The sequence below is a fragment of the Winogradskyella sp. PC D3.3 genome (assembly GCF_054366245.1).
Genome location: NZ_CM135962.1, coordinates 2,713,544 through 2,729,770, shown reverse-complemented (window position 1 = coordinate 2,729,770; position 16,227 = coordinate 2,713,544). Strand labels below are relative to the sequence as shown.

Sequence of the window (16,227 nt, the reverse complement as noted above, 5' to 3'; positions counted from 1 at the left end):
TTCAACAACTTAAAAACGAGATCTTGGTCTCACAGAACTGAACGAAATTTAGGTAGAAAAAGAGAGAGGATTATCAATGTTGTCGAAGTCTTGGCTTCACCGTGTATACTAACCTTAATTCTCTCTTTTGTACTTTCTGATTTATTAATCTAATTTAATAATTTGCAAACTTAAGACGTGTATAATTAATTGCTTTTTTGAGCCTACTTACGAAAATCCTCGCGGATTTTCTATTCCGTTTTTATTTGTTAACTTAGTTGCGTGAATCACGCAACAAACCATATACAAACACGTTGTACCCAATTAGATAAAACCACATCCGAATTCAATAACTTAACGCAACAAATCAAAATTTTAGATTTGTTGTATGAACACAAAAAAGCATAAACGATTATCTCTTAAAGAACGTGTCATTATTCAGACGCTTTTGGAAGAGAATAAATCCAAATCTTTCATTGCCAAAAAGCTCAATCGATCTCGCTCTACCATAACCAGAGAAGTAAATAAATGGGTATCTAATCCTAACGATAAATACGATGCTTCTCTTGCCGATTGGTGTGCTAAAGAAGACTATCTGAATAAACGGAATTTAGACAAGATTGAAACACATTCTTTACTGCGTTTTTATGTCTATAAAAGACTTTTGAAAAACTGGTCGCCTGAACAGATTTCGGGGCGAATTAAAATCGATTATCCTAACGATCCTGTGATGACAATATCCCATGAGGCAATCTATATGCACATCTATTCGCATCCACAAGCTCGTCTTAACAAAAAACTAATAAAGCTACTTCCCTATCAAAAATCAAGACGTAGAAAACCCAAAGCAAGACGTAAGAAAGGGTCTAAAATCAAAGACCAAATAAATATATCTCAAAGACCTGAACATATTGAAAACAGAAAGGAAATCGGACATTGGGAAGGAGACCTGGTCATAGGAAAAGCACAGAAGTCTGCCATCGGAACTATTGTGGAACGTAAGTCCAGATACACCTTAATTATTGGTCTTAAAAACAGAACTACCAAATCAGTTACTAGAGCTTTTGCTAAAGAACTTAAGCGTTTTGATAACAAGCTTACAAAAACTATGACTTATGATAATGGAACGGAAATGGCTGACCATAAATGGTTGGCTAAGAACACACAAATGGACATTTATTTTGCGAATCCTTATGCGTCTTGGGAACGTGGAACTAACGAAAATACTAATGGGCTTATTAGACGATATCTACCTAAAAAAACAGACTTTAGATCTGTAGATAATAGGCAACTAAAAAGTATACAAAGTAAACTCAATAACAGACCTAGAAAAGTATTAGGTTATAAAACACCTCTTGAAGTCTTAGAACTAAACTCTGTCTAATTTTTTCTTTCCAAAAAGCCTTCAAAAAAGGCTAGGTTTTTTGGAAAGAAAAAATTAAATTGTACCATAACTAATTAGCAACTTTTGTTGCGTTAAGGCCTTGAATGCACCACATTCTAAATAAAAAAATGGAAGAATTACTTAAAGAAATTGAATTAAGAAGAACAAGTTTTAAAACTGATGGCTATTCAATGTCTATTGGAGAGCTTGTAAACTTATACGAAAATGATGAAATTATAATTCGTCCCGAATATCAAAGGTTATTTAGATGGTCTCACGGACAAAAAGTTAAACTTATTGAATCAATAATTCTAGGTATTCCTGTTCCATCAATATTTGTCTATCAAGATGATAATGGTATTTGGGAATTAGTAGATGGACTACAAAGAGTTTCTACAATTCTGCAATTATTTGGTGTTCTGAAAGATACCGAACCACTAGAACTTGAAGGAACCAAACATATACCTAGTCTAGAGGGATTTAAATGGACGAATGATAATAAAGATAAAGAACTTCCCGCTGGTCTTAAATTAGCCATTAAAAGAGCGAAAATTAATCTAACAATAATTTTGAGCGATTCTGACAAACGAGCTAAATTTGAGGTTTTTCAAAGATTAAATACTGGTGGCTCGAATGCATCTAATCAAGAAGTTAGAAACAATGTAATGTTAATGATTAAACCGGAAGTATATAATTGGTTTAATGAATTAGCTACAAATCCAGATTTTCTCGAAACCCTATCTTTATCTGATAGACTTTATGATGAACAATATCATATGGAATTATTGTTGAGATTTATTGCATTGGCTCATTATGAATATAATCATAAAAAAGATGTAGGAGATTATTTAGATGATATTAATGAAGATTTACTTAATAACGAAACATTGGATTTCGCTGGTATTAAAGCTAATTTTGATTTGACTTTTTCAACTTTGAATTCAATACTTGGCGAAAAATCGTTTAAAAAATATAACGGAACAGATTTTAAAGGGAAATTCTTAGAGTCTTCTTATGAAGCTGTTTCAATTGGATTAGCATCTAATATAGAGACGTATAACTTGCCTTTAGAAAACAATATAATTTTAAATAAAATTCAAAATCTATACGGTCAAGAGGTTTATAATCAAACTTCAGGTTCTGGTTCAAATGCAAAAAGCCGAATTCCAAAATTAGTTCCTTTTGCTAAAGCATACTTTGCAAAATAATGGCAAGAAAGACATATACATATGACCAATTAACACACTTGGTAGGCGAAGATTATGCTTGGCGAAGAAAAGAATTAAAGCTGATTAATGACCAGATTCCATCTAATCCAAGTCCGAAACAAAGTGCAGCTTTGCGATTTTCTGTGCCTATACTATATGCACATTGGGAAGGATTTGTAAAAAAATCCACAGAAATCTATCTGGAATTTGTAGCTCGTAAATATTTAAAGCATAATGAATTGAAACCTCAATTTATAGCTCTCTCTTTATCTAAAAAACTTGGAAATCTCGAGATTAAAAATTTAGAAGAAAAATCAAAAGCAGTTGAATTTTTAATTAATGAATTTGATAAAAATTCGAATATTCTAACAACTAACGTAATCCAAACAAAGTCTAATTTGAAATATAAAGTATTTCAAGAAATACTATTTGTAATCGGTATTGAAGAATCAAAATTTTCTAAATTCAAAAGTTTAATTAATGATTTGGTGGATGCAAGAAATAATATAGCACACGGAGATTATCTAAGAGTTGACTTTAACACTTTTGAAATAATGTTTTTAGAAATCCAAGAAGCAATGAAATCATTGAAAACAGAAATAGAAAACTCTGCATTATCGGAGGAATATAGGCTAAAAAAAGCCAGTGCCTAACAACGTATATAGCTCATAGCTAGATAGTTGCTTAATCGAAGTTAATGTATATTTGCCAGTCCGCCAAATTTTTAAATTTGGCTTATTGAGAAAAAAAGATAATAAGAAAAATTTAAAAATTCGGCTCGTGCTCAATCCGAAAGTAATTGTTTAATTTGCACGCTACGAGCCATACACAAACACGTTGTAGGCAATATTGCCGCCACATTGAAAAATATTAACTAAATTTAAACGTCGGAACTTATGAACAGAAAACTAATAAAATCAATCACCTCTAAAATTCTATGGGTCGCTCTATTTGCGTCTGTAATTGCCTGTGAAAAGGATAATTTGGTGGAAACCCAAGATAATGGAATTTCAGAAATCGAACTGCAACAAATTGAGCCAGAAATAAAGACGCAACAACTTAATATCGATGATTTTCCTCATAAAATGCAAGTTAAATCCTATTTGCAACAAATAAACCAAAACACGGCTTCTATAATATTGGGATATGTATCTAATAGCAATACTGATGATGATTTTAATCCTTTGACAGGCTTAAATATTCTACAAAACCAAGCGGAATATACCACTTACCAAAGTGGTCATACCTACACTTTTGCAACATACAGAGCTAACGACAATGGTTTAATCGAAAATATTGTTCTAGAGTCACAGCCAGATGGCTCTTACAATGAATATTTAATGCAATATCAGCTGAGCGATACAGAGTATCAAAATCTACAAGAGCATAATCCTTATGGTTTTAACTTGTTAGATAGAACCACACTTATTCCGTTAGAAAATGGAAGTTTTAATGCCTTGGTAACAAATTCAGTAAATTGTGAAAAAGAAGCTTACACCTATTCATCTACAATGATAATTGGATTTTGCACATGTCCAGAACATCAAGCATCACATCAAGATGGCACTTGCATCTGTGAATTTGCACCAAGAGCTACTGTAGATTATATAGGACTTAAAACCAAATGTAGTGGTGGTGGCGGAACAACTACTGTTATTGGTGATAATCCCGGTGATGGTACAGACCCTGGAGATTTTTCTTCTGGAGGCACAACTGATATAAACGACCCAAATAGCGGAACAAACAATGAAAATGGGAATACGGACAATTCTGGTACAGATGATGCAGTAAACGAAATAGGTGGTGTAACTAAACCTTTTGAAGTGTTGGATGTAGATACAATATTAGCAGATTGTTTAGGACATAATACACCTAGTTACTATCAAGCGCAGTCATTGAGTCTAGATAATAAAAATGCTGTTGCTAACTATATTAACACTAATGGGTGCACTGATGAAAACTCAATATATATTGAAGAAGTATTAGAAGTTTTAGATGATGAAGGTGAGGTAGATATTGAGGAGAGAATATTTAAAGATGAAAGTTTCACAGATTCAGAAGCAGAATGTGTTCATGATAAATTATTAGAAGACACTCAGAATAATTTCTATAAGCAAATGATTAATAGCTTTTCTAACAATGATGAAGTGTTAACTTTTAAAATAGGTACTACAGCAGTCGGAGAATGGGGTATTACAACTGGGCATGAAGCTAATAATAACATTAATCCAATAGGTTTAACGACTAGTTTAGACTTTTATACTATTAAAATTAGTAACCAAATTGAGAGTGCATCTAACATTGCACAAATGGTAACATTATGTCATGAGCTTATACACGCCTATATGCTCGATTCTTTAGATGATTTAGGAATAATTACATATTTCCCAAATGGAGACCCCAAATTTAACAGCACACAATGTACAATTGACGCTAATGTAAATATAAATTCATTATCAGAAAAGGATAAATGGCTAGCATTAATTTGTGCATATAATGCTAATAATGCAGGTTCTGGTCAGTGGGTACATGCTTTATTTAATACTGCAAATTTTGATGTAAATAGTTATAGGTCTAAATTAGAAAACTTACTACTTAATAATCACGATTGGGTTAATGAAAACCCTATTTTAAAATTGTTACTGGAAGACCAATTTGGAGACGAATGGAAAGAAAAGGCGTCAGAATTTATGAGTTGGAAAGGATTAGAAAAAACAGATGAGTTTATTGTATGGGCTGAAAATAATAATATAAATATAGGTATTGATGAAAATGGAGCAACAATATATCCTTCTCATAAACTTATTGTTGATTCAATAAAAAATTTAGGTAAAAAAGATTGCTCACAACAAAACTAAAAAAAATGAAAAAATGAAAAAAATTGTGATTATACTAATAATAATAAGCTCGAATTTTAGTTCTTTTTCTCAAACTAAAACAGATTATAATATAATACTAAAATTCGACTCATTAAAAAAAGAAATATATATAAAAGAATTTAATATTGAAGGTGATCAATTATTAGCTTTTAATATATCAAAAACTGTTAAAGATTTAAAACCTGTGGATTCTATTGGTGTTGATGAAAATGGTAAATTACAGAGATACATAAAAGGTTCTACTTCTTGGGGATGTTGCAGTGAAACATTGTACTATTATTCAAAAATACACAAACAAGAAAAAATTTTAAGGATTAACTCAAAAAATAATATTATAACCTACAAAGATTTTATGAATGTTTCTTTTGAAAATTTTTCAGACGTAGTAAAAAATGCTAAAAAAGTGTATGTTGTAGATTCAAGTAAATGTGATGATAGTATGTATTATGATGCCTATGAGGTTAGTTTTACACTATCCAATAAAGTTGAAATCGAAGACTAAATTCAATTATCTATAATATACTGCCTACAACAATGTATATAAGAAATAGCAGAAAAGAGCTAAACTCAAGGTTTTGTTCTTTTCTGCTATCTTTAATTACAATCTGAAAATTAACAGTCTTTTTATCTGCTACTTCTCATATACGGAGACGTTGCAAGTAATTATGAAAAACATTCTGCTGTCATTAATAATTTTGACTTCAATAAGCTGTAAAAGTCAATCAAAATCTGAATTGAATTTAGAACAGCTAATTGAACGTGACAAAGCGGAGTTGAATAAAATAACGGAGTCGGAAAAATCTAAAGGAACTATTTCTGAACTGAATATTTTAGATTTAAAATTTGGACAATCGACTAAAGCAGTTGACTCAATTCTAAAACAAAAATCTGACTTTGAATCTGTAAACGGAGATACGAATGAGTTTGAGAATTATGGAATAAACTGGGAATTAAACGCTGACTTTAAAATTCCAACGATTATCCGAACTGATTTTTACAAAGACAAACTATATGAATTGGAATTAGTGTTTTTGACTGACGAAAACAACATTGAACTCGGATTTGAAAAGCTGACTGAATATTTAAGACAAAAATATGGAAATGAGCATTTGAAAGTTTACTCTATTCTGTCACAAACGAAAGAAAACGGACCATTTACATACTATTGGATTGAAAAAAACAGAAAAGTTATGGCTTACCGAATGCAGGAATACTGTTATTTAAGAATTACAGATTTTTCGGTGGATTATGATAAATTGACAAACATATTTGGAAACAAAAAATAACTACTTGCAACAACGTATATAATCCATTGCTAGTGAGAGCCTACTTACGAAAATCCTCGCGGATTTTCTATTCGGTTTTTATTTGCTAAATTACGTGCTAAACCACGCAACGCATCATATACAAAACCGTTACCTGCAATTAAAAACGCAACGAATGAAACAGAAACTAATCACTTTATTAATAATTCTAACTTGTACATTTGGATTTGGTCAAGTAAGTCCAGAAGACATAATTGTGGTTTATGATTCTCTAAATCCAAAAGGCAAAGTTCTATTAAAAAGTGAAATGTCTAAAAATTTAGATTCCATCAATATGCATATGTTGGAAGAAACAAGATTGAAATTATTAACTAAAAAGGACAGTTTATTAATTAGTAAAGAAATAATTGGAAGTTGGAATCTGAACAGCGTTAAAACATCGAATGAAAAACCATACAACTTACAAGTATTTGAGAAAATTGAAATAACAAATGACGGAAAATTTAACATTGTAGATAATGACGAAATTATAAGTGGGAAATGGCGAATAAGTAAAGGGGAATTAACTTTACATTATAACGAACCTCAATGTCATATAAAAGACAAAGCTTTATTGAAAATTCTGCCTAAAGAACAAATTGAATCCTTAACATATAGTTCGAACTTTTTAAGCATTAGAAAAGTTGATAATAAGAATATTGTATTTATGCACTTCCTACCTGAAAACATAGAAAATATAGATGAGATGTTTTATGTATTAGTATTATCGAATTATGTGAAATCTGAATAAAAAACTGCAGGTAACACCGTGTATAATTAATTGCTTTGTCTCTGCTTATCTGGAATATTCCTTCGGAATATTCTCAGGTTCGTAAAAGTTTACTAAATTAGTTGCTTAACCACGCAACTAACCATACACAAACACGTTAGCAATAATAGTCGCAAACAAACTTCCGTTCCTCTTTAGAAGATTAAAGCCTCTCGTTTTGCCGTTTCCTTTTCTGTGAACTTTGTGCTATTATTCCTTTTTTTAAAATAAAACGCATTAAGATCGTTCTCTATTTGCAATTTTTATTGTTTTAACTAACCATTGAAGTTTTTCAAACATTCCCAAAAGTCATGCGTTAGCAAGTTTGCGCTGAAAAATAAAAAAAGGCGTCAGTGCTTTAGTCGAATAAGCAAACACATGCGTGAATTGGACACAGCTTATCTACAATGGCTTCTTAAATAAAAAACATATAATCGTGTTCAGCATTTCTGCTAACTCTAGGCTACGCATTTAAAGTGTTTGCTTTCGGCAGGAAAAATAACACCTCTACTTTACCAAAGTCTATGCGCGCCTACTCATAGCTAACAATGTATATAATTTATAGCTGCTTCTTGCCTACTGTCGAAAAACCTCGCGGTTTTTCTATTTCGGTTTTTATTTGCTAACTTACTCGCTTATAACACGCAACAAATCATATACAAGACCGTTGTGCATAATATGAAAAAAACACTTTTGCTCACTTTTAGCATTTTGATATTACTCATTACAATTTCTTGTGATACAAAATATTCTACGGCAGAATTGAAGTCGAATTTCACAAATGAGGAGATTAATGACTTGAAAGAAATTATCACTTTCTTTGTTAAAAACGTGTGTGCAGAATATGATTCTGATTTGAAAAAATGCTTTCGAAAAATTAATCACGATTCTTTAACTGCAAGCGGAACTGGAATTTGGGCAAGAATTGATTTTGAGGAACAAAAAAAAATGTATAATAGAATCTCGCCATCAACTTTTGATAAAATTTGGATGTATTGCGAATCTACTTATTATCCAAGTGGAACAAAATCTAAAGATATTTGCGCAGTAGCATTTGGTAAATATCAAAATTACTTAGCAGAATTAGGAAAATCAAACCCAAGAATTGCTAAATATGCAGATAGAATTCAAGCATCTGGCGCATTTAATGGATTTGATATTCAGTACTACGAAATTTTAAAACCGAACAGTGAATTTGACTTAAATGACCCAAATATTCAGTTGATTTTAGCAATACATTACTTGTCTCTAAATGATGAAATGACAAGGAACGCACATTTAATGGAGCAAAACGAACAAACATTCGAATAAAAATACTATGCACAACAATGTATATAATTCATAGCTACTGCTTGCCTACTGTCGAAAAACCTCGCGGTTTTTCTATTTTCGTTATTATTTACTAACTTACTTCCTGAAATAACGCTACAAATCATATACGAGACCGTTGTAAACAAGGCAGAAAAATCTTAGATGAAAGAAGAAACATTTGCGAATAAATTAGAATTACATTACTATTTTGATGATAGTGATGATTCTCACACGATGAATGCTTTTGTTAGAAATCGTTGCGAATTTGAACTGCTACAAATATATACTGAACTTCAAAAAGAATTAGAACTTGATGTAAAAGTAGAAACAGAAGCATTTGAAGAAGGTGGTCTAACTGAATTATGGACTCTTCTCTCTCAAAACAATGTTCAAATTACGCTACTTATCACCGCGTTAGCTCTAGCTCTATCAAGAGTTCCATTAAGAAAATCCAAATTAGAGAAAAAAGATTTGGAATTAAGTATAGAAGAGAGAAAATTGAATATTAAGTCCTTAAAGAGAGAACTAAAAGAAAAGAAACCTGAACAAATAACAATTCAAAACCTAAATTTAATAATTGATAGTAATCCTAAAATTTTAAAACATCTATCAAATTATTACAAACAACTTTATAATTATCCTAAAGTTAAAAAAATATCTACTACTAAATTATCAGCAAATAAGGAAAGAATTGAAGAACCAAAGTTTATTTCGAGAACTGATTTTGATAAGTTTGTTTTAGAAAGTGATGAATTAGAATCTGAAATAGATGAAAATGCAACTATCGAAATTATTTCGCCTGTACTTAAAAAAGGAAAATATAAATGGAAAGGTGTTTACAGTAAAATCGGAGAAGCTGTGGATTTCTATATGAAAGATAAAATTTTCAAACAGTCTGTTGTTGCAGAAGGAATTGAATTTAAAAACGGAACTTTTATCGATTGTATTTTAGAGAAGTCAAGAAAAATAAATGAAGTTGGAGAAATTTACACTTCTGCATATTCAGTTTTGACAGTTCTTAAAAAACATTATGAAAATACTATTGTAGAAACACCACAAGGAAAAGAAGCAGAAAAACAACAATATAAATTATTCGGAAACAATAAAGAGAAGGAATAGCCCAGTTTACAACACCGTATATAATTTATTGCTGGCTTCTCGCCTACTTACGAAAGTCCTCGCGGACTTTCTTGGTCGGTAATTATTTACTAAATTAGTTGCTTAAAACACGCAACAAACCATATACAACAACGTTGGCATTAATTTGAAAAAAAATCGTACTATAAATGAAATACAATTTTCGAAATTATATATTATGTGTTTTAATCACTCTGAATTTATCAAATTGCGGAAAAAATACAAATACGAAATCTGAAACAGTATCTAAATCCAAAATAGAAATTAATAAATCGATTGAGAATTCAACTGAGTTTGTTTACTCAAGTGCCGACAAAATAGAAATCATTATAAAGAATGACTTTGGATTTTTAGTCGTTGGAGAACCGACAGAAATATATCTCAAAAAAGAAAATTTATATAAAAGATTATCAAACTTAAAAGTTGAAAAAAATAAAAGCGTTGACTTGAATGGACCTGAAATAAACTCAAAAGGTTTAAAATTCGAACTAACTGCAACTGAAGAGAATCTCTTGGATGGAAATATAGAAATTCTATTAACTGAACGAACTGATGATGGAGGAAATTTTACTCACGAACTTTTAATACCTGTAAAAAAGCAATTAGAATAAAAACTAATGCCAACAATGTATATAATTCATAGCTACTGCTTGCCTACTGTCGAAAAACCTCGCGGTTTTTCTGTTTTCGTTATTATTTACTAACTTACTTGCTGAAATAACGCTACAAATCATATACGAGACCGTTGGCAAACATTTCGCAAAAACGCAATCTGACTTGAAAAACATTGAATTAATTGAAAATATCGAGATAAAAAATAAACTAAAAGAGTTTGATAATTATGGTGGTCGAATTGATTTCAATTTTTTTAAAATTGATAAAAGTATTTCCGAATACAACTCTCATTTTCTTACTGCAAAAAACTCAATATTAGAACTTCAACGAAACAGTCATTACTTTAAATTAGAATTTGAAGAAAACAAAATGAGCGAAAGCGGAACGAAAATCTCTGTTGAAGAATTTTTTGGACCTTGGTTTGATTTTAAGTCAATGAAACCTATTTTAAGAAGGTTTAAATCTTTAAACAACCTGTTTTATTTTGACAGTAAAGAAATTAATGAAAACATAGTTAACGTTCGTGATTTAAAAATTTTCAAAAATGAAACGTCTAATTTATCTACATTTGGATTTACTCAAGCTTTTTTAGACCCAGTTCACGGTTTTAGAGTATCAAATAACATCTTTGAAACGGGTCAATATTTTCTCGATTTCTGCAATTTTTTATTTACGGATTTGAATAAAATAGAAGTTTTTAAATGGAATACTGATTGTTCTAATTATTTTGATGATGGAAAAGAATTTTGGGGAACTCATTTTTGGACAGTTTATAATCCAATAAGAGGTTATTACATTGGAATTACAGCTTCGGATACTGATTAAAAAACGATTTGCCAACACCGTGTATAATTAATTGCTTTGTAAGTGCACATCTGGAATATTCCTTCGGAATATTCTCAGGTTCGTAAAAGTTTGCTAATTTAGTTGCTTAACCACGCAACTAACCATACACAAACACGTTGGCAAACATTTAAAATGAAAATACCGTACAAAAAGAAAAGAGATTTTATTAATTTGATTTCAGCGATTCTGTGGGGAATCTACGCTGGATATGGATTTACGAAAGAATCACCTAACACTTTTGACTATTTAGCATTGATTTGTTCAGTAGGATACTTTTTATATTTTTTATTTGATAAAAAAATATATTATCTAACTATTCGCGATGGAATTATAAAAACTCGAAAAATATTCGGAAAGTCAATCCCTTTATCTAAAATAAAAAGAATCATTCTAAATGACAATAAATATATGCTGATAACGGACAAATATGAAATACAAATTGACACTAAAATAATCGACTCTGAAACTCTAAATAAATTCAACGCTGAATTGGAAAAATTGAATGTTGAATGGAATAAAAAAACGTTTGCCAACAATGTATAACCGCAATTACGGCGGATTCGACTATGTCCGAATCCACTCGGAATTGCTAAAGTCTGTGTCAAACCGAAAATTAACGCATATAAACCCGTAACTGACGGTTATACAAAACCGTTGGCAAACATATGAGAGAATCGCTTCAAACAATCATTTTCACTATCCTTTTGTCAGTAATTCTTATGAATTGCGAACAGAAAAAGGAATTATCAAATGTGGAATTTGAACAGCAAGTTTTCTACGAATTATTTCCTGAACTTTCAGATAAAATGTATCACGATTTACGCTTATTTCCAACACCACCACCACCTTCACCTGACTATCTTATTGAAAAAGGGTTTGATTCTAAAAGCGATTACAATAAAGCTCTCGAAAATTGGAAAAAATCCGACGATTATAATGAAAGACTGAAAGCTTGGGAAAAAAGAAAAGATTCAATAAATAACGATACAACTTCAATTTACATTGTCTTTCCTGATTCAATTAATCGGTTTGAAAGAGAAGATATGTATGAATTGATAAGTCATTTTAATGAAAATAAACTTGTTGTTGACTCTAAAAATTTTGACTTAAATGATGGATTTAACGTTGACTTTGACAAATTGAAGTCTAAAAACAATAAATTACGATTTAAGCCAATGTCTGAATTCCCAAAAGGACGTGAACTTTGGACAACGAAATATGATTTTAATCTTGCAGGTTCTCTTTCATTTTCTAGAATTTTGTTTGACAAAACCAAATCTTTTGGCGTGCTGAATGCAGGTTTCGTAAAAGGTAGATTAAATGGAAGTGGTTGCCGAATTTTCATCAAAAAAGATGAGAATGGAATTTGGATAATAGATAAAATAAAAGGAACTTGGGTATCATAAAAAAATACGATTTGCCAACAAAGAACTGAGTTAAAAAACAAGCAATTTTAAGCTAATTTAGAAACAAAGTTTTCATCATAAGGCAAACCACTTTTTGCAATGGCAAAAGCTTGTTTTAATAACTTATTGGCAACAGCTATTAAGGCTTGTTTTTTGCGCTTCCCTTTGGCTACTATTCGTTCATAGATTTCTCTACATGCCTTATTATGCTTACAGGCCGAAAAAGCACATAAAAACAACATGTTTCTTAACTTCTTATTCCCTACTTTGCTTATCCTACTGCGTCCTCTAACACTACTTCCAGATTCCCTTATTGTTGGTGTAATGCCTACATAACTGCAAAGCTGTGATGCGCTTTCAAACTTCTTAAAACCATCTGTTACAACTATTAAAAACAAAGCAGTTTTTATGCCTATTCCTGGAATGCTATTTAATAAGGTTAATTGGTGTTGCTGATCTTGTTTTACTAGTTCCAACAACCTTAATTCTATGCCTTTAATCTCGTTGTCTAAATGCTTTAAATCTCGTTTTAAAGACTGATAAACATATTTCGATGGAATACCTAAGACTTCCTCGCCATGTTTCTTATTCTTGGTCTGGGTGCGTTTCTTTAAATAATTATCCAACAATCTAAAGAGTTGTAGACATTCTGCTTGAATAGCTGTCAAGGCACTGTACATTGGCAAATTGTTCATCGTTCCATACTCACAAATCGCTTTTGCATCACTCTTATCTGTTTTTACTTTAGCCAATTTCATCTGTATAAAGCGTTTAACTGACAATGGGTTTACTACTGATACTGCTACTTCGTTTTTATCTAAAAACTGAGCTAACCTGTAATGATAATAGCCTGTAGCTTCCATAACTACCAAAGCTGCTTTAGGTAGCTTTTTTAATAGTGTTTTAAAGCCTTTTTCATCATTATTTAATTATAGACTCGCAATACACATCAAAAACATTTTTACTAATGTCAATACCATAAATTTCTTTATCTTTATTCATAAAAAATGAGTTTTAGAAAGGACATTCTACTTTACTTTCAACAACTTAAAAACGAGATCTTGGTCTCACAGAACTGAACGAAATTTAGGTAGAAAAAGAGAGAGGATTATCAATGTTGTCGAAGTCTTGGCTTCACCGTGTATACTAACCTTAATTCTCTCTTTTGTTCTTTCTGATTTATTAATCTAATTTAATAATTTGTAAACTTAAGCCGTATATAATTCATAGCTGCTTCTCGCCTACTGTCGAAAAACCTCACGGTTTTTCTATTTTCGTTATTATTTACTAAATTACCTGCTGAAATAACGCTACAAATCATATACGGAGACGTTAGCAATAATAGTCGCAAACAAACTTCCGTTCCTCTTTAGAAGATTAAAGCCTCTCGTTTTGCCGTTTCCTTTTCTGTGAACTTTGTGCTATTATTCCTTTTTTTAAAATAAAACGCATTAAGATCGTTCTCTATTTGCAATTTTTATTGTTTTAACTAATCCATTGAAGTTTTTCAAACATTCCCTAAAAGTCATGCGTTAGCAAGTTTGCGCTGAAAAATAAAAAAAGGCGTCAGTGCTTTAGTCGAATAAGCAAACACATGCGCGAATTGGACACAGCTTATCTACAATGGCTTCTTAAATAAAAAACATATAATCGTGTTCAGCATTTCTGCTAACTCTAGGCTACGCATTTAAAGTGTTTGCTTTCGGCAGGAAAAATAACACCTCTACTTTACCAAAGGCTATGCGCGCCTACTCATAGCTAACAATGTATATAATTTATAGCTGCTTCTTGCCTACTGTCGAAAAACCTCGCGGTTTTTCTATTTTCGTTATTATTTGCTAACTTACTCGCTTATAACACGCAACAAATCATATACGAGACCGTTGGCATTCATTTAATAAACACTCGCAATCAAAACAAAATTTTATAATTATGAAAAAAATTACTCTAACGTTTTATTTCATTTGTTTAAGTACATTACTTTTTTCTCAAAATATTAAAATTACAGGAAGTGTATTTGATGAATACTCTAAAGCCCCCCTTTCAGATGTTTTAATTATAGTTGATAATGAAATTTTAACATATACAAACATTGAAGGAAAATATATTATAGAACTACCTAGTCAACTAGAAAAGAACATTGTTTTTTCACATATTTCATATCAAACTAAATTATATAAATTAAATAGTTTGATAAGTAATTCAGAAGTAAACCTATTCAGTAAGAATAACGAATTAGAAGAAGTTGTCATTTCAGTAAACAAAATACAAAAAAAAGAGATTTTAAAATTAGCTAGAACAAACTATAAAAACCAAGTTAGAAAAGAACCTTATTGGTCTTCAGTGAACTTAAAACAAATATCAAAATTAAAAGATTCTTTTCCTTCTTATATAGAAGTTGATGGGAATTTATTTTCATTAGGTGATGATCCTGACGTATGGAATTGGCCAATATTAGTCCCAGAAGAATCTAGAAGAACTGAAGAGAATTTTTATAAACTGAAAAAAGAAAATACTATTTTAAAAGAAGGCAATCAAGCTTATACTCATTTTGGATTAGAAATTTTTAATAGTGGATTTTTACTAAATTATCGTTTTTTTGAAAACGGACATCCATTGAATAAAAGAGGAAGTAGCCTTTATAAATTCACTTTAGAAGACACTATTGAATTAAATAATGATGAATGTTATGTGATTAATTATGAAACTAAAAAGCCAGATGTAAATATAAAAGGAAGAAAATTTTATTATATTAGAGGACAGATAATAGTAACTAAAGAGAATTTTACTTTAAAAAAGGTAACTTCTCTTTTTAGACGATATAGAAATAAAAAAAAAGGAATAGATGTAATTTTTACAATAAACTATAATCAAATTGAAAATATTATTTATCCAAAAGATATTTCATACAAACTTATGTTTTCAAAAATTCAGTCAAAAGGGATTCTTAATTTCAAAAATATCAACATAACAGAAAGAGAAAACTACCGTAACTCAATTTCTTCAAATAGATTTCTTTTTAGATTCTCTCAAGTTTATAATAATTATAATTCTTCGTATTGGAAAAACAAAGATTTAATAGATGACTTTTTGAGTAATGAATTAAATACTCTGTTCAAAAATAAGGACACTAATAAACTTTTTTTGAACGGTATTAAACAAAAACTCAATCTAACTACTAACGAACTGAATACCGAACAACCAGAACAAGAAATTTTATCTCTAATGAAACGTGATATAGATTAATTTGTGCTAGAGTAAAGCAAAAAACGAAATGCCAACACCGTGTATAATTAATTGCTTTTTTTAGCTTACTTACGAAAATACTCACGTATTTTCTATTCGATTTTTATTTGCTAAATTACGTGCTTAACCACGCAACTAATCAT

At 30.4% G+C, this 16,227-nt stretch carries 14 protein-coding genes and 1 pseudogene; 14 read left to right on the top strand and 1 reads right to left on the bottom strand.

Annotated elements, in window-relative coordinates; translation table 11 throughout:
• Nucleotides 1-367: 367 nt before the first annotated feature.
• The 13 genes from ACXGSQ_RS11990 to ACXGSQ_RS11930 all read left to right on the top strand — a co-directional run bounded on the left by ACXGSQ_RS11990 (nt 368) and on the right by ACXGSQ_RS11930 (nt 12,838).
• Entirely contained in the window at nt 368-1,363 is a 996-nt protein-coding gene (locus ACXGSQ_RS11990; RefSeq protein WP_458626389.1) for an IS30 family transposase, read from the top strand.
• Nucleotides 1,364-1,491: 128 nt separating this feature from the next.
• On the top strand, nt 1,492-2,571 hold the full coding sequence (locus ACXGSQ_RS11985; protein WP_458626409.1) for a GmrSD restriction endonuclease domain-containing protein: 1,080 nt from the start codon (nt 1,492-1,494) through the stop codon (nt 2,569-2,571).
• Nucleotides 2,571-3,224, top strand: a complete 654-nt coding sequence (locus ACXGSQ_RS11980; RefSeq protein ID WP_458626408.1) for an MAE_28990/MAE_18760 family HEPN-like nuclease — start codon at nt 2,571-2,573, stop codon at nt 3,222-3,224. The genes ACXGSQ_RS11985 and ACXGSQ_RS11980 overlap by 1 nt, the downstream gene beginning before the upstream one ends.
• A 243-nt stretch (nt 3,225-3,467) precedes the next feature.
• Nucleotides 3,468-5,429, top strand: coding sequence for a hypothetical protein (locus tag ACXGSQ_RS11975; protein WP_458626407.1), 1,962 nt, complete (start codon nt 3,468-3,470; stop codon nt 5,427-5,429).
• Nucleotides 5,430-5,442: 13 nt separating this feature from the next.
• Nucleotides 5,443-5,952, top strand: coding sequence for a hypothetical protein (locus tag ACXGSQ_RS11970; RefSeq protein WP_458626406.1), 510 nt, complete (start codon nt 5,443-5,445; stop codon nt 5,950-5,952).
• A gap of 163 nt (nt 5,953-6,115) precedes the next feature.
• Nucleotides 6,116-6,736 (top strand): hypothetical protein, encoded by a 621-nt coding sequence (locus ACXGSQ_RS11965; protein WP_458626405.1) that lies wholly within the window; start codon nt 6,116-6,118, stop codon nt 6,734-6,736.
• A gap of 154 nt (nt 6,737-6,890) precedes the next feature.
• Entirely contained in the window at nt 6,891-7,505 is a 615-nt protein-coding gene (locus ACXGSQ_RS11960) for a hypothetical protein (protein WP_458626404.1), read from the top strand.
• Nucleotides 7,506-8,201: 696 nt separating this feature from the next.
• On the top strand, nt 8,202-8,834 hold the full coding sequence (locus ACXGSQ_RS11955; protein WP_458626403.1) for a hypothetical protein: 633 nt from the start codon (nt 8,202-8,204) through the stop codon (nt 8,832-8,834).
• Between the two features lie 162 nt (nt 8,835-8,996).
• On the top strand, nt 8,997-9,953 hold the full coding sequence (locus ACXGSQ_RS11950) for a hypothetical protein (RefSeq protein ID WP_458626402.1): 957 nt from the start codon (nt 8,997-8,999) through the stop codon (nt 9,951-9,953).
• 167 nt (nt 9,954-10,120) lie between these two features.
• A complete protein-coding gene (locus tag ACXGSQ_RS11945) occupies nt 10,121-10,582 on the top strand; it encodes a hypothetical protein (protein WP_458626401.1) in 462 nt (153 codons plus the stop codon).
• Between the two features lie 166 nt (nt 10,583-10,748).
• Nucleotides 10,749-11,411 (top strand): hypothetical protein, encoded by a 663-nt coding sequence (locus ACXGSQ_RS11940; RefSeq protein ID WP_458626400.1) that lies wholly within the window; start codon nt 10,749-10,751, stop codon nt 11,409-11,411.
• A 153-nt stretch (nt 11,412-11,564) separates the two neighbouring features.
• A complete protein-coding gene (locus tag ACXGSQ_RS11935) occupies nt 11,565-11,975 on the top strand; it encodes a hypothetical protein (RefSeq protein ID WP_458626399.1) in 411 nt (136 codons plus the stop codon).
• A 122-nt stretch (nt 11,976-12,097) separates the two neighbouring features.
• Nucleotides 12,098-12,838, top strand: a complete 741-nt coding sequence (locus tag ACXGSQ_RS11930) for a hypothetical protein (protein ID WP_458626398.1) — start codon at nt 12,098-12,100, stop codon at nt 12,836-12,838.
• Nucleotides 12,839-12,885: 47 nt separating this feature from the next.
• On the opposite strand, the pseudogene ACXGSQ_RS11925 reads toward ACXGSQ_RS11930, so the two are convergent.
• A pseudogene (locus ACXGSQ_RS11925) lies at nt 12,886-13,840 on the bottom strand (IS110 family RNA-guided transposase).
• Between the two features lie 930 nt (nt 13,841-14,770).
• On the opposite strand from ACXGSQ_RS11925, the gene ACXGSQ_RS11920 reads away from it, so the two are divergent.
• The gene (locus tag ACXGSQ_RS11920; RefSeq protein ID WP_458626397.1) at nt 14,771-16,084 is read left to right on the top strand and encodes a carboxypeptidase-like regulatory domain-containing protein; all 1,314 of its coding nucleotides are present in this window, start codon (nt 14,771-14,773) and stop codon (nt 16,082-16,084) included.
• Nucleotides 16,085-16,227 lie beyond the last annotated feature (143 nt).